Below are 13,936 nucleotides of genomic sequence, written 5' to 3'. Positions count from 1 at the left end.
CTTATTTATTTACTTTCCATTGATGACCTTCTTCTCCCAATAATTCTTTTCCCCATACCGGAAGCTCGGCTTTTATCTTTTCTACCAATTCAGCACAGGCTTCGATGGCTGATTTACGATGTGGTGCAGAAATAAATACAAACAAGCAGATTTCACCTGTTGGAACAATACCCAGACTATGATATATATGGGCACAGGTCAATTTATATTTTGAAAAAATTGATTCTCGGATTTCCATCATTTTTTCAAGGGCCATAGGTTCATAACTGCTGTATTCGATGCCTGTAACCAATTTTCCGTCAATGGTATCTGCTCTAACCTGGCCAAGAAAAATACTATGTCCGCCAATGGAAGTTTTAGTCTGGTGTTTTTGGATTTGTTCAGCAATAAATCCGGGCTGGATTGCTCCCTGAATAAAGATGTTTTTAGGTTCTTTAGCTTGCATTTTTCTCTTGTTTAAAAGAAGTCCATTTGTTCATCCCGCCTGATAAATTGTATATTTTCACCAAATCTGAATGTTTATTCTTTATTAATTCTCCTGCTTTTTTACTTCGTATTCCGGATTGGCAAAAAACTATTACGGTTGGTGAATCTATTTCGGACAGTCTGTTTTTCAATTCACTCAACGGAATCTGGATATATTCAAAGTCGGTGGGGATGGGCGTTTCGCCATATTCCCGAACATCAATTATCTGAAGTTTGGCTAGCTGAAGGAGGGTATAAAACTGATTTATATCCAGTTCTTCAATACCTTTTTTTTCACCACATAACCACTCGTAATCTGTCTGTTCAAATGCCTCTCTTGTTGCAGGTAGAAGTTCTGCTGCGGCTGGTTGTTTTGTTAATTCGAATACCTGTGAGTTATTGGTCAGTGCATCATAGGTATATAACTGATTCACCAGGGGGGATCCGATTCCGGTAATTAATTTGATGACTTCATTCGCCATTTGAACACCTATTATGCCTGGTAAAACCCCCAATACTCCAGCTTCCGCACAGTTCAATACCTCTCCGCTTTGGGGTGGTTCCGGAAAAATATCCCGATAGTTAACGGATTTTTCATCAACTGCATTCAAAACCGCAACCTGCCCTTCAAATTGTGATATCGCTCCCATAATCAGTGGTTTTTTCAACAGCACACAGGCATCATTAATCATGTAGCGGGTAGAAAAATTATCGGTTCCATCAAGTATGAAATCATATTTTTCCAATATGGATAAACAGTTCCCCGGCTCCAACCGAATGGGATATTCATGTATATTGATTTCCGAATTTCTTTTCCTCAATTCCTGCGCTGCTATAGAAACTTTCAAATGGCCTAAATCCGCTTCATTAAATAATACCTGTCTGTGTAAATTGCTTTCCTGAATTAGGTCAAAATCCACAATACCAATTGTTCCAATTCCGGCAGCTGCCAGATAAAGCAAAGCAGGACATCCCAAACCACCCGCACCAATTACCAATATACGGGCTCCGGCTAATTTTTCCTGCCCTTCCTGACCAAAGCCTTTTAGAATTATCTGCCGTTGGTAGCGGTTATTGATATGTTGATTATTCGTTTTCATCCTCCGGAAAAAGGTGGTAATAAAGCCAAACTTGCTCCTGGAGCAATAGTCGCATTATTGGACTGAATTTTTTTATCTACAGCGATTACAAACCTGTTGTTTTGTAACGCCGGATAGGTTTGCAGGAGGCGGTTCTTTAACTCACCTGTAGTTTCAATGAAGGGAATTATAATACTTGAGCCTCCAATGATTTCAGCAAGTTGGCCAAATACCTGTATGTTTAATTCCTGTTGACTCATGCGTTGGTAAATAATAATTTAAAGGAAGCCAGACTTAAAACGGCAGCCAGAATATTTTTCAATACAGCCTGCCGAAATTTCAAGGAACCCAGCCAGGCACCAATACAGCCACCGGCAAATGCAATCAATACCATACCCACCATTTCGGGACTAAATTGAATTCCTTTTGATAGCTGACCGGTTAAACCCGACAACGAATTTACAAAAATGAAGAGCGCACTGATGGCTGCTGTCTGTTTTTGATCTGCCCATTTTAACAAAAGAAGGATTGGAGATAGAATAATTCCCCCACCAATGCCGATTAAACCGGAAAGAAATCCGATTCCGGCACCAATTGCAACAGATCCGGCGACATTGGATGGCTTAATGTCTGGATCCTCTTCCTGCCTCACAAAGAAAAACCTGGCCACTGGAAACAATAAGAGGAACCCCAGTATTTTTTTATATAAACTGCTTTCCAATCCCATCGTACCTCCTATATATGCCAGCGGAATAGAGGCAAGGGCAAGTGGAAGAAAGATTTTCCAGTTGAAATGGCGGCCCCTGTAGAACTGCAGAAATGCCATCAGGGAAACAAAAAGATTCAAAAGAAGTGCAGTTGGTTTCATTACTTCCGGAGCAAATCCATAAATAGCCATCAGAGCAAGATACCCGCTTGCTCCACCATGGCCTACCGATGCATATAAGAAGGCAACAACAAATAACAATCCATAAAAAAGTATCAGTCCATCCATATTATTTCATTACTGTATTAAATGAATTTCAACCTGATCTCCCTTTTCTACACCAATGCTTTCGGCAGGTAGAAATACCAGACAATTAGCCTGCGCAAATGAATTCAGTTTATATGATTCCTGTGCAGGTAAAAAATGCAGGAGCTCACCATCATAATATCCTTTGAGAAAAAATGCAAGTGCGGCTTTTTTAGTAAATGGCCCAGCAGCAGGAACTATTTTTATTTCAGGTCGAATATTTTTTTGCATTAAAACCGATACTGCTTCCGTTACATATTCATAAAAACAGGTCAATACCGATGCCGGATTTCCAGGTAATGCAAGCACTATTTTTCTTCCTTTTTTTCCAGCATAGATTGGCTTTCCCGGTTTCTGACTGATTTTATGAAATAATTGCTCCACTTTGCAGGACTCCGTTGCTGGCAACGTGAAATCATAATCGCCCACACTAATACCTCCGGTCAGGAGAATAAGGTCATGCTGATCGATTGCTTCATTTAGTACATTTGTTAATTGCTCCAGACTGTCATGAACAGTATATATTTTTTGAAGTGAAAGCCCTATTTTTTGCAAGGCTGCCTGAATTGCAATAGAATTGGATTCGTATACCTGACCATAAGCCAATGGTTTACCTGGTTGCTGCAATTCATTTCCGGTTACCAATAATGCAATGGAAGGAGCCGGATAAACCCATACATTTGTTGCTCCCATCCCTGCAAGAAATCCAAGCGCTGCAGGACTAAGCAGGCTACCTTTAGGTAATGCGAGTGCATTTTTCCCGATTTCTGAACCTTTGGGCCTAACATTGTCGCCTTTTTTCATTTCTGGAAAATTAATAGACAGGAATTGATCCTTTCTGCTGGTTTTTTCCTGCATAACAACTGTGTCGGTTCCATTTGGTACAGGTGCTCCGGTGAAAATTCGAACTGCTTTTCCAGCCGGAATTTCTAGCATTTCATGCACACCGGCCGCCATTTCACCAATTATTTCCAAATGGGATCCTGGTTTATACGAATCAAAAGCAAAAGCATAACCATCCATTCCGGATTGCGGAAAAGATGGAATATCAATGGGTGCTATAAAATCCTGCGCAAGTATAAGTCCTGCTGCCTGTATAAGTGGTATTTCAACAGGGTCCAGCTTCTGACTGTTTTCCCGAATAAGTTGTTTTGCCTCCTGTACTGTTACCATTTTACCCTCCGATTGTTATCATACTTCTATTGGTTAATTCGGTAGCTTCTATTTTTTCAAAATCCTGGGTAAACTGCCCTCCGAGTTCTTTTTTCTTGGAACGGATGTTCTTCTCAATCAGCGGCTTAATGTCCATGCCCTTACGGAATGGTGTTAATAAATCTGTTTCCGAACTGGAGAAAAGACAATTTTTTAGTTTTCCATCAGCTGTCAGTCGAATTCTGTTACAGGTGGAACAAAAATTATTGCTCATGGTGCTTATAATTGCAAAGCTGCCCGCATGGCCGGGGATATGGTATTTCTTTGCAGTATCATGGGCCGCTCCGGCAATGGGTACTATGGGATATTCATTTCCAACAATTTCCAATATTTCCTGCCAGGTCAGTACTTTGTTGCTGGTCCAGCGATTACCACTGAAAGGCATAAACTCAATAAACCGAACATGAACAGGAGAGGATTTTGTCCAGACAACGAAATCCAACAGTTCATCTTCATTCATGCCCTTCATAACAACCACATTCACTTTTACATGAAAATTCTGTTCCATTAATTGGTGAATAGAGTCGTATACTACTTGAAACTGGTCGCGTCTTGTAATTACAGAAAATCGTTCGGGTTTGAGTGTGTCCAAACTTATATTGAGCGATTTAACTCCTGATTCTTTTAACAGTGGAAGAAATTGGGCTATCCTGGTTCCATTGGTGGTAAGGGTCAGTTCAACCGGCAGTGTAGCTAATTGACGTATTATAGCACCTGCATCTTTTCGAACCAGTGGTTCTCCTCCGGTTAACCTGATTTTTTTTACACCGAGGTCAACAAAAAGTTTGGCAATAGAAAATAGTTCATCCGCCTGCATCAGGCGGCTTGCGGGAGTAAATTCATAACTTTCCTCGGGCATACAATAAAAGCAGCGAAGATTACAGTTATCTGTCAGCGAAATCCGCAGATAATCATGAAATCGGTTATAGTTGTCTGTTAGTATTGTACTCATTCACTTGATTTCTTTAGTTGTTCATAGTCTTGCGGCGTATCTATATCAAGTAATCCATCTGGAAATGGCACCAGACTAACCTGATCCTGATACTTTTTAATCAGTTTTTTTGCTCCGGTATCACCTTTTAAAAGCAGCAGCTCACTAAAAAGAGATTGAGCAAAAACAGCAGGCGTGCCAACCTGTTGGGCATAGCTGGATGCTGCTATTGCTTTCCCGCTTTCCTGCCAATTTAACCATAATTTTTTCAACAGGCCTTCATTTACTGCGGGCTGATCGCCCACCATGATTAGTACAGCATCCGGAACTGGTTGCAAATTTGTTAAATAATTCATCCCGGTTACAATACTGGATGCCATACCTTCTGCCCAATTGGGGTTTAGAACAAAGGAAATATTCAAATCCGCCAAATTCATTCTAATATGAACGTCCAATTCACCCGTAACTATTAATACCTCTCCCAATTCCGCCATTTTTGCAGCATTTGCAGCATGCCAAAGCAGGGTTCTACCCTTATGGGGCAGGAGTTGTTTGGGTTTACCCATCCTGCTTGAACTCCCTGCAGCCAATAACAAAATTGCTCCCTGCATGGTTTTTCTTAATTAGAATGAATGCCTGATGTTTTATTTTTTAGCGATGGGCCTTCTTTTTTTGACATAAATGCCTGAATTTCTGCAATTATCGACAAAGCAATTTCGTCTGCTGTTTCTGCGCCCAGATCAAAACCAACCGGTCCATAAATCCTGTCAAGCTGCTTTTCTGTAACCTTCACCCCCTCGTTTTCGAGGTCCTTTAACATGCGTTCCAGTTTTTTTCGAGGTCCAAGGGTGCCGATATAAGGGATATTGGTCTCCAATAGAATCCTCAGCATAGCTTTGTCATACGAATAATTATGGGTCATCAGGGTGGCTGCCATTCGCTGGTCTGTTTGGATATTTTCCAGCGCCTGTTCAGGTCTGCTGACAATAAGCCGACAACCGGATTGAAAACGATCTCTATTGGCATGTGTTGGCCTGCCATCAAGTATGGTTGTTTCCCAACCCAGAATGATTGCCATATCTAAAAGGGGAAAAATATCGTTTCCTGCCCCCACAACCAGCAATGAAACAGGCGCCGGTATATATTCTATAAAACAGTTCCAGCTTTGATTTCCTGTACTGAATTGCTCAAAACCAGATTTTTTGCTCTCCATTGCTTTTCTGGCAGCAAAACTAACTTTTGGTAGCAACTCCGGATCTGGTAAATTGCCCGAGCTTGCTCCATCCTCTTCAACCATCCAGCAGGTTCCCCATTGGGATGAATCAGTATGTTCCATGGAAAACAGCGTAATCATCACACAGGATTGCCTTTTTGCTGTCAGTTTCCTGAATAAATCAATTGGATTCCCACTTAGGTCAGGGCGGATCGGTTCCATCAGTACTTGTATGATTCCGGCACAGCCAAGTTGAATACCGATGGAGGCGTCTTCCTCGTCACTGGTATCATAGGTAACCAGTTTGGATTTTTGCTGGTGTAAAACAAGCAATGCTTTTCGCAAAGCATCCCCTTCCAGGCAACCACCACTGATAGCACCGGTCATCATTCCATCTTCCGTTACCAGCATTCTGGCGCCGGGTCTGCGATAGGAGGATCCTTCGACTTGTACTACCGTTACAAGTGCGGACTGTTTATTCTCTGATATTGCCATTTCATATGCCTGCAGGATGGCTTTTATTTCTTTCATTGTCTATTCTACTATTCCTGCATAAAGTTACAGAAACGAAAATTGCCGGTTCAGGAATGAACCGGCAATATCTGTGGTATCAGAGATAAGCGCCCTAAAATCCAAGACCTACAGAGAAACCGTCCATCGGTCCGCTGAAAGTGTAATTTCCAACGGCTGTAACCATTCCGTTATTCAAATTGATCTCATAGAGTTTAGTGGTTCCATTTACAGTAAGGATAGCCCAGGCTTTTCCAGACTGACTTCCAATATCAAATCCATTACTGCTTTCGATATTAATTCCTGTTGCTCCAACTTCAACAAGCGTTCCATTATTAGGTGGATCCTGACGATATAATTTATCGGTGCCACAATCAATATCATACAGAATGGTTGTGGTTGCACCAGCAAAATTATTGGTATAGGCTGCTGCACTTACAGAAGGAGTTCCCGGGTTAAGCATCCCGTCCGTAGCAGCCAGTGTACCATCATTTGGATTCAATCGCAGGTTTTGTCCGGTATTACTTACTACACGGATCCTGTCAACCGTAGGATTAAAATCAAATCCAAAATAAGTTCCTGAAAGAAGGGTTGTAAATGGTAATGTACCAATACCCGTAGCAGCTCCATTGGATGTGTTCAGCGTGTATAACCGACTGCTGCTTCCCAATGCATACAGCGCGCCATTTGCCGGACGAAAATCTATTCCCATAATTTTTTCATCAGGCAAAAGACCCGTGATGGCCTTGGTTATGGGCATAGGGGCCATGGGGTTAAAGATGAGCAGATTCTTTCCATTACTGATGGCATAAGCCACCGGTTCGGAAGGAATGGCTAATCCATTTGCATTGGTAACACCCATCAGTTCGCCAATTTTGATTGATTTTCCACTTGCCAGATCAACCTGATATAAGGTTGATTTTCCATTTTTAGTTGCTACGGCTAATGCAGCACTGTTATCCGGACTGATATCAAATCCAATTTCGCCATTGAAATCATTATTAAGTTTGCCAACTGCTACCAGCGTGCCATTGTTGGGCGGATCCTGCTTGTACAGCATATCGGTTTCCGTATCAATATCAAAAAGAGTTGTAGTGGTTGTACCCGCCTTACTGTCGGAATAAGCTACTCCGGTAACCATGGCATTTGTTACCCCATTTATAACTCCGTCTGTTGCAACAATGGCGCCTGTTTCAGGGTGAGCCCGAAGGTTTTGGCCATTACTTGTTACAATGCGGATACGATCAACGGTTGGATTAAAATCAAATCCTGCAATTGAACTGCTCAAAACCGGACTAAATGGCCCGGTTCCAATAGCTCGGGTATTGCCGTTTTTTTCATCAATCACTAATAATCTGCTGGTGCTGCTAAGCGCATAGAGCTGCCCGGTTGCCGGACGGAAATCAATCGCCAAAACCGATTCGCCTTCCTGCAGTCCGGCAATCGGGGTTGTACTGATAGGCATTTTAGGCGATTCCGCATTGAACCGAACCAGTTTGTTGCCATTGTCAAGAACCAGGAATTCAATATCCGGCCCCTTTTGATCCATTTGGGGTGAATCATCTTTTTTACAAGAGGCGAGGCTGATTAATCCGAGGAGTGCTAAACCTCCTAAAAAATGTTGTGTTGTCCTTTTCATGGTTTCCAGTTTTATTGGTAGACTGGTACCTACGAAAAAGGAAAAGAATCAGATTGGGTGGTTGAGTTTTTTTTTAAAACTGTTGCAACTGCCGTTTATATAATTGGATGGTGTTTTCCAGCCCGAGGTAAATTGCATCGCAAATCAGGGCATGTCCAATGGACACTTCATCTGCATAAGGGATATTTTTTGAAAAAAATCCAAGGTTGTGCAGATCCAGGTCATGGCCGGCATTAATGCCCAATCCTAGTTCTTTCGCTTTTAAGGCTGCCTGAACATAGGGGGCAATGGCTTTTTCCTTATCCTCTAAAAATAGACGGGCATAACCTTCGGTATACAATTCTATCCGATCGGTTCCCGTTGCGGCAGCAGCTTCCACCATTTCAACAACCGGATCCACAAAAATAGACGTGCGAATCCCGGCTTGTTTGAATATCCGGATCATTTCGATCAGATAGTCTTTATGCTGAATAGTATTCCAGCCATGATCCGAGGTAAGTTGTCCGTCTGTATCCGGAACAAGGGTCACCTGATCTGGTTTTGTTTCCAAAACCAGATCAATGAATTTTTCTTCCCTGCAATTTCCTTCAATATTGAATTCTGTTGTAATAATGGGTTTAATCGCCCGTACATCTGCATACCTTATATGTCGTTCATCCGGCCTGGGATGTACCGTTACTCCATCCGCTCCAAAAAGCTGCACATCTTTCGCCGCCTTCACTACATCCGGATTATTGCCCCCGCGGCTATTTCTAATGGTGGCAATTTTGTTGATGTTTACAGAGAGTTTAGTCATGTGGCAAAGATATGGTAGAAGGGAGAAAAAGGAGAAAGAGGAGGAAAAGGAGACAAGGGAGGAAGAGGAGACAAAGGAGGAAAAGGAGACAAAGGAGGAAAAGGAGACAAGGGTGGAAAGGTAAAAAGTAGGGGAGAGAAAATTGACGTTAAAAGATGAGCTTTCAATAGTGTTTTATGCCAAGGTTTCTATCGTATTGCAACCAACTTCCAACTTCCAATTTCGAAATTCTAACTTCCATGTCTCATTTCAAAATGGGTTATTTAACGGTAAAATAGTCTCAAACAAATTATTAAGTTTAAAAAATGATTACGAAACTGGAGGACCTACATGTTTATAATTTGTCATTGGATTTGGCAATGCAAGTATTTGATTTATCGAAAAATTTTCCTATTGCTGAAAAATACTCATTGACATCTCAATTGACCCGTGCTGCAAGGTCTGTACCTTTGAATATTGCAGAGGGCTGGGGGAGAAGAATTTATTCGAATGAAATAAAAAAATCACTGGTTTATTCTCAGGGATCTGTCGAAGAAACAAAAACCGCTCTTGAGCTGGCTTACAAATGCAATTTTATAACAGAAGAAAGGTTTAATGAATTATATAACGAATACAAAAAAGTAGCTGCACAACTTTATAACCTTTATTGGAATTGGGGATTGAAAAAGGAGGAATCATAAATTCCTCGGTGAAATTTTGTAAATAACACACTTAATATCTGTTTTTATGATTGAATTTTGAGAATTAAGGTACAGGTAAGCTCATACTAAATCCCATTTAATAAATTACCTGGAAATAAGCAAGATTCACCTTTCTCCTTTTCTTCCTTTGTCCCCTTTTCCTACTTTGTTTCCTTTTCCTCCTTTGTCTCCTCTTTTCCTACCACCTCCCAACCAATTTCACATTCAGCAACCTGGGTGTAAGGCGGTTTGGAATGGCATAAGTAGTGTTGGAAAAATCTTTGATGAGCAGGTAGGAAATAGTGTTGGCGCGATCGATGATATTGAATATTTCGAGTGAGGCCCAGATGTTTTCGAAACTGCGGAAAGGGGCATGACGACGACGGCGGGTGCGATCACTGTTTAATAAAAGCGCACTGAATCCAAGATCGATCCGGATATAGGGATCAATAAACAAGGCATTTCTGTAGCGGATTGAATTGGGAATATTATAAGGTAGATTGGATCCGTAGATGCCATTGATATAAACCTTGATATTTTTATTGGTAGATAGATAATCCTGAAAAAACATGCCTATTGTTAAGAAGCGATCAGTTGGTCTCCGCAGGTATCCATTCTGCGTCAGGGTGCTGTCTACCGGTTGATTTTGTTCATCAACGGTGTAGTTGTAATAAAAATCGTTTTTGATGTCTTCACGGGTACGCATAAAACCAATACTGAGATAACTCTCGGCATCTTTTACCAACTCACCATATAATCTGGCTTCCAGTCCGGTTGCATAGGCTTTGGCATTATTTTCTCCAAAATAGCGCATTCGTACATTGTCTATATCGTAAGGGACAACATCCCATAGCTGTTTGAAATAAGCTTCGGTACTTAAGCGCAGGGTTTGGTTGAAAGCGGGGAAATTATAATCGAATCCGGCGCTTACCTGCCAGCTTTTTTGAGCTTTAAGATCCGTATTCAGGGTTCCATTATATCGTCTAAGTTCCCGATAAAAGGGCGGCTGCATATAAAGGCCGGCACTTCCCTTAAAAATGATATCTTTTTTCCATCGGTTGGGTTTCCAACTTATTCCAGCCCTCGGTGAGACGAGGATTTCTTTATTGAGGTCATTATAATTCAAACGTACGCCCAATTGTAAAACCGTTCCGGATGAATCGCCCAAAGAGATATTGTCCTGCCAGTAGGCTGACAACCGGTGAATCGTAAGCGCAGCATTGGAGCGAAGTGATTTGAATAAATGTAATGAACCCGGATTATTAGGTAAACTATAACCTGCAGAATCCTGGTATTCAAATTCCCTCAACTGATCTTTTATTTCCTGCCTGTCGATTGAAAGTCCCCATTGATGGTAATGCCTACCCCGATCATAATATCCTTTGTGGCTAAGGTTTAATAAGTCTATCCTTAAATCATTTCGTGCATATTGTTGAAATACGCCGGCGCCCAATGGATTTACAATAAGCCCGAACTCAGGTTTGCTTCGATCGAACGAACGTTCACCAAATAAATAGGCGCCTGAAATATCAATTGCTTCCTCCTCCTTATTCTGGAAATAAGAGGCAAGCCATTTGATCCGCAGGTTTTTACGTACCTGCCGCGTAACGGATAAGCCGGCCATACTGGTGCCATACCGATCTTTTTCGGATCCTTCAAAATAAATATCCAGACCAATATTGCTGGTAAAAAAAGGAGAAAATACAGAGCTGCTTGGCTGGCTGAATTCCGGTTTCAGACTGAATTTGGTGCGGGATATATTCCCAAAAAACTCAGCTGACCATTTTTCTGAAAACTGCCAGGTAAATAAGCCCTGTATATCTGCAGATGAAGGCACATAATTTCCCTTGGTTTCCTGACTGCTCAACAGATTCCTGTTAGATCTGTTTCTCGCTCCAATCAGATAGGTAAATCGTTGATTTTTGGTGGCGCCTTCAAAATGGATGCCCTGTTCCAATAACCCAATATAAGCAGACCCTCCCTGCTTTTTGGGTTTTTTATATTGTATGTCCAGAACGGAAGAAAGTTTGTCTCCATACCTGGACTGAAATCCGCCATTAAAAAATTGCACAGTTCTGGTTAGTTCCGGATTGATGAAACTCAACCCTTCCTGCTGTCCGCTCCGTACCAGATAAGGGCGAAAAATTTCAAAATCATTTACATAAATCAGGTTTTCATCATAACTGCCACCCCGAACAGTATAATTGGAGGTTAGTTCGTTATTGGAACCTACGAATACTTTAATCAAACTTTCGATTCCGCCACCAGGTGAGGGGATATTGATTGCCTGTTTGGGATTTATTGTTATTAAACCCGATTCCCTTCTGTTTCGGTTGTCGGTTACAGTTACTTCAGCCAATTCTCCTGTTCCAGGCTGCATCCTAACCAATACAAATTCTTTTTCTTTATTATTCAGAATGAAATTTCGCTGAAGGGTTTTAAATCCGGTGTGGGTAAAAAGAATGGCGATAGCACGATTAGCCGGAACCGATAGTTCAAAATATCCACTGTCATCAGAGCGGTAAACCTGTTGTTTGCCAAGTACCGAAATAGTAACTGCCACAAGCGGCAAGTCATCCTGATCAATGATTTTTCCAGTGAGAACAGCAGTTTTACCTTGTGCAATACCCGGACTGTTCTGAATCAGAAACAATAAAATGAGCAGGAGACGGCAGTTTATTTTCATCAATCGGTGCAATGCTTGAGAGAAGAAATCACCTGTTTGGGATCCGGGGCATGAAATACGGCACTTCCGGCTACCAATACATTGGCGCCTGCGTCCTGTAATGTTTTTGCATTGGAAAGGTCCACCCCCCCGTCAATTTCGATTTTTACCTGTAAACCAAGCTGGTCTATCCGGTGACGGAGTGTTTTGATTTTTTGATAGGTATGAGGTATGAATTGTTGTCCGCCAAAACCCGGATTTACACTCATAATCAGCACCAGGTCAACCTCGTGTAAAATATCCTGAAGGAACTGAACCGGCGTATGGGGGTTAATTGCCACACCCGGAACCATTCCCAATTCGCGAATTTGCTGAATATTCCGGTGCAGATGCCGGCAGGCTTCAAAATGAACAGTTAGGATATCCGCCCCTGCTTTAGCAAATGCTTCAGTATACTTTTCCGGTTCTTCTATCATTAAGTGAACATCCAATAACTTATTAGTGGCTTTCCGGATCTGTTGTATTACAGGCAGGCCAAAACTGATATTATTTACAAAGCGACCATCCATTACATCTAAATGAAACCAGTCGGCTTCGCTTTCATTCAACATGCGTGCTTCCGCTTCAAGATGTAGAAAATTGGAGGCAAGTAAGGAGGGGGCTACAATCATAGTGTAAGTATTCCTTGAAATTATTGTTTATTTTTTTCAACCCGCTTGGCCGCTTCAACTGCTTCCTGAAAAGTTCGATCGAGCGAGTAAGCCCGACCATAATTGGCAAGGGCTTCGTCTTTCATACCCAGTTCCTCATAACATCGTCCCTGCCAATAATAGGCTTCCGGATAAGTATTGGTAACGGTGGCTGCCAACTTAAATTGCTGAAGTGCTTCATCCAGATTCTTACTTTCAAAATAGATAATACCTTTTTCAATATAGGCTTCCTGGAATTTCCAGTTCATCCGGATACAGGTATTGAAGAGGTCCAATGCTTTGGCAGAATTGCCCGTATTTACAAAATAAATCCCCTTAATAAAAAAGGGGTCAGCCATTTCTCCGGTACTGTCACGGGCTATTATCCGGTCTGCCAAAACCAGTGCTCGATCGTTTTTCGTTTCTGCATAAATATTAGCAAGTGTTAATGCTGTTAACTGCAATGGTTGTAATCGATAGGAATTTTCCAGATCACGCAGGGCAGAAGCGGTGTCTTTTTCTTCCAGGTAAAGCAATCCCTTTTCAAACCAGGCTTCAAAATTGGCTGAATCTTCTTCAATCATCCGGTCGAATGATTGTATAGCCTGATTAATTTCCCCACTGTTCACCAGAGCTTCACTCATCCGTCGCTGAAATTGTTCATTTTCCGGATATTCTTTAATCAGCACCTTTAACAGGTCCACAGCTGCCTTGTTTTTCCCTGTCATGAAGAGGATATTTACCAATTGTTCGGCATGCGATTCTGTTGGATCCAGTTCCCATACTTTTAAAACATCTTTATGTGCCAGCTCCAATTCTCCATTTTGAAACAGGAGTTCTGCTCTGCGTTGGTATAATGCAGGATTTTTTGAATCGTTTTTAATGCTGTCGGTTATGCCTGAGTAGGGTTCTGCTGACAATATAGCCCCTGGTTCCTGCTTTTCAGCCGACTCATTATTGCAGGCAGAAAGATGGAATAATAGACCCAGAAGAAGACCGGTTAACCATGATTTCATTTGTCAAATCTATGGTTTTCAATAAAACT

Annotated in this window: 15 protein-coding genes; 2 read left to right on the top strand and 13 right to left on the bottom strand. The window is 41.6% G+C overall.

Translation table 11 applies throughout. The features are described from left to right. Position 1: 1 nt before the first annotated feature. The 10 genes from B2746_RS06340 to B2746_RS06295 all read right to left on the bottom strand — a co-directional run bounded on the left by B2746_RS06340 (position 2) and on the right by B2746_RS06295 (position 8,857). Complete coding sequence (locus B2746_RS06340; protein ID WP_290792014.1) at positions 2-445, bottom strand: molybdenum cofactor biosynthesis protein MoaE; 444 nt, start codon at positions 443-445, stop codon at positions 2-4. Then, entirely contained in the window at positions 435-1,565 is a 1,131-nt protein-coding gene (locus B2746_RS06335; RefSeq protein WP_290792013.1) for a HesA/MoeB/ThiF family protein, read from the bottom strand. Before B2746_RS06335 ends, B2746_RS06340 begins: the two co-directional genes overlap by 11 nt. Then, positions 1,562-1,804, bottom strand: a complete 243-nt coding sequence (locus B2746_RS06330) for a MoaD/ThiS family protein (protein ID WP_290792012.1) — start codon at positions 1,802-1,804, stop codon at positions 1,562-1,564. Before B2746_RS06330 ends, B2746_RS06335 begins: the two co-directional genes overlap by 4 nt. Beyond that, entirely contained in the window at positions 1,801-2,538 is a 738-nt protein-coding gene (locus B2746_RS06325; protein ID WP_290792011.1) for a sulfite exporter TauE/SafE family protein, read from the bottom strand. The genes B2746_RS06330 and B2746_RS06325 overlap by 4 nt, the downstream gene beginning before the upstream one ends. A 9-nt stretch (positions 2,539-2,547) precedes the next feature. Beyond that, positions 2,548-3,729, bottom strand: a complete 1,182-nt coding sequence (locus tag B2746_RS06320) for a molybdopterin molybdotransferase MoeA (RefSeq protein ID WP_290792010.1) — start codon at positions 3,727-3,729, stop codon at positions 2,548-2,550. 1 nt (position 3,730) lies between these two features. Next, positions 3,731-4,720 carry a GTP 3',8-cyclase MoaA gene (gene moaA / locus B2746_RS06315; protein ID WP_290792009.1) on the bottom strand — a complete coding sequence of 330 codons (990 nt, stop codon included), beginning with the start codon at positions 4,718-4,720 and terminating at the stop codon, positions 3,731-3,733. Continuing rightward, positions 4,717-5,310, bottom strand: coding sequence for a nucleotidyltransferase family protein (locus tag B2746_RS06310; protein WP_290792008.1), 594 nt, complete (start codon positions 5,308-5,310; stop codon positions 4,717-4,719). The genes moaA and B2746_RS06310 overlap by 4 nt, the downstream gene beginning before the upstream one ends. A gap of 8 nt (positions 5,311-5,318) precedes the next feature. Continuing rightward, positions 5,319-6,443, bottom strand: a complete 1,125-nt coding sequence (locus B2746_RS06305; protein ID WP_290792007.1) for an XdhC family protein — start codon at positions 6,441-6,443, stop codon at positions 5,319-5,321. Positions 6,444-6,537: 94 nt separating this feature from the next. Further along, the gene (locus tag B2746_RS06300) at positions 6,538-8,061 is read right to left on the bottom strand and encodes a DUF4394 domain-containing protein (RefSeq protein ID WP_290792006.1); all 1,524 of its coding nucleotides are present in this window, start codon (positions 8,059-8,061) and stop codon (positions 6,538-6,540) included. A 73-nt stretch (positions 8,062-8,134) separates the two neighbouring features. After that, positions 8,135-8,857, bottom strand: coding sequence for a pyridoxine 5'-phosphate synthase (locus tag B2746_RS06295; RefSeq protein WP_290792005.1), 723 nt, complete (start codon positions 8,855-8,857; stop codon positions 8,135-8,137). Here B2746_RS06295 and B2746_RS06290 point away from each other — a divergent pair. After that, a complete protein-coding gene (locus B2746_RS06290) occupies positions 8,856-8,981 on the top strand; it encodes a hypothetical protein (RefSeq protein ID WP_290792004.1) in 126 nt (41 codons plus the stop codon). The genes B2746_RS06295 and B2746_RS06290 overlap by 2 nt on opposite strands. 181 nt (positions 8,982-9,162) lie before the next feature. Further along, positions 9,163-9,537 (top strand): four helix bundle protein, encoded by a 375-nt coding sequence (locus B2746_RS06285; protein WP_290792003.1) that lies wholly within the window; start codon positions 9,163-9,165, stop codon positions 9,535-9,537. 199 nt (positions 9,538-9,736) lie between these two features. On the opposite strand, the gene B2746_RS06280 is transcribed toward B2746_RS06285, so the two are convergent. From B2746_RS06280 to B2746_RS06270, 3 genes are read right to left on the bottom strand one after another with little or no spacing between them, the layout of a single operon-like run. After that, positions 9,737-12,223 (bottom strand): TonB-dependent receptor, encoded by a 2,487-nt coding sequence (locus B2746_RS06280; RefSeq protein WP_290792002.1) that lies wholly within the window; start codon positions 12,221-12,223, stop codon positions 9,737-9,739. After that, positions 12,223-12,873, bottom strand: a complete 651-nt coding sequence (gene rpe, locus B2746_RS06275) for a ribulose-phosphate 3-epimerase (protein ID WP_290792001.1) — start codon at positions 12,871-12,873, stop codon at positions 12,223-12,225. The genes B2746_RS06280 and rpe overlap by 1 nt, the downstream gene beginning before the upstream one ends. Positions 12,874-12,893: 20 nt before the next feature. Then, positions 12,894-13,907, bottom strand: a complete 1,014-nt coding sequence (locus tag B2746_RS06270; protein ID WP_290792000.1) for a tetratricopeptide repeat protein — start codon at positions 13,905-13,907, stop codon at positions 12,894-12,896. Between the last annotated feature and the right edge of the window lie 29 nt (positions 13,908-13,936).

The organism is Flavihumibacter sp. UBA7668 (assembly GCF_002483205.1).
Lineage (GTDB): Bacteria > Bacteroidota > Bacteroidia > Chitinophagales > Chitinophagaceae > Flavihumibacter.
The sequence above is the reverse complement of the archived record's forward strand: the minus strand, read 5'-3'. Positions and strand labels throughout refer to the sequence as shown.

Bases quoted from the DNA above. Each gene is read 5' to 3' on its own strand.
- B2746_RS06340 (WP_290792014.1), bottom strand. From the start codon at position 445: ATGCAAGCTAAAGAACCTAAAAACATCTTTATTCAGGGAGCAATCCAG.
- B2746_RS06335 (WP_290792013.1), bottom strand. From the start codon at position 1,565: ATGAAAACGAATAATCAACATATCAATAACCGCTACCAACGGCAGATA.
- B2746_RS06330 (WP_290792012.1), bottom strand. From the start codon at position 1,804: ATGAGTCAACAGGAATTAAACATACAGGTATTTGGCCAACTTGCTGAA.
- B2746_RS06325 (WP_290792011.1), bottom strand. From the start codon at position 2,538: ATGGATGGACTGATACTTTTTTATGGATTGTTATTTGTTGTTGCCTTC.
- B2746_RS06320 (WP_290792010.1), bottom strand. From the start codon at position 3,729: ATGGTAACAGTACAGGAGGCAAAACAACTTATTCGGGAAAACAGTCAG.
- moaA (WP_290792009.1), bottom strand. From the start codon at position 4,720: ATGAGTACAATACTAACAGACAACTATAACCGATTTCATGATTATCTG.
- B2746_RS06310 (WP_290792008.1), bottom strand. From the start codon at position 5,310: ATGCAGGGAGCAATTTTGTTATTGGCTGCAGGGAGTTCAAGCAGGATG.
- B2746_RS06305 (WP_290792007.1), bottom strand. From the start codon at position 6,443: ATGAAAGAAATAAAAGCCATCCTGCAGGCATATGAAATGGCAATATCA.
- B2746_RS06300 (WP_290792006.1), bottom strand. From the start codon at position 8,061: ATGAAAAGGACAACACAACATTTTTTAGGAGGTTTAGCACTCCTCGGA.
- B2746_RS06290 (WP_290792004.1), top strand. From the start codon at position 8,856: ATGTGGCAAAGATATGGTAGAAGGGAGAAAAAGGAGAAAGAGGAGGAA.
- B2746_RS06295 (WP_290792005.1), bottom strand. From the start codon at position 8,857: ATGACTAAACTCTCTGTAAACATCAACAAAATTGCCACCATTAGAAAT.
- B2746_RS06285 (WP_290792003.1), top strand. From the start codon at position 9,163: ATGATTACGAAACTGGAGGACCTACATGTTTATAATTTGTCATTGGAT.
- B2746_RS06280 (WP_290792002.1), bottom strand. From the start codon at position 12,223: ATGAAAATAAACTGCCGTCTCCTGCTCATTTTATTGTTTCTGATTCAG.
- rpe (WP_290792001.1), bottom strand. From the start codon at position 12,873: ATGATTGTAGCCCCCTCCTTACTTGCCTCCAATTTTCTACATCTTGAA.
- B2746_RS06270 (WP_290792000.1), bottom strand. From the start codon at position 13,907: ATGAAATCATGGTTAACCGGTCTTCTTCTGGGTCTATTATTCCATCTT.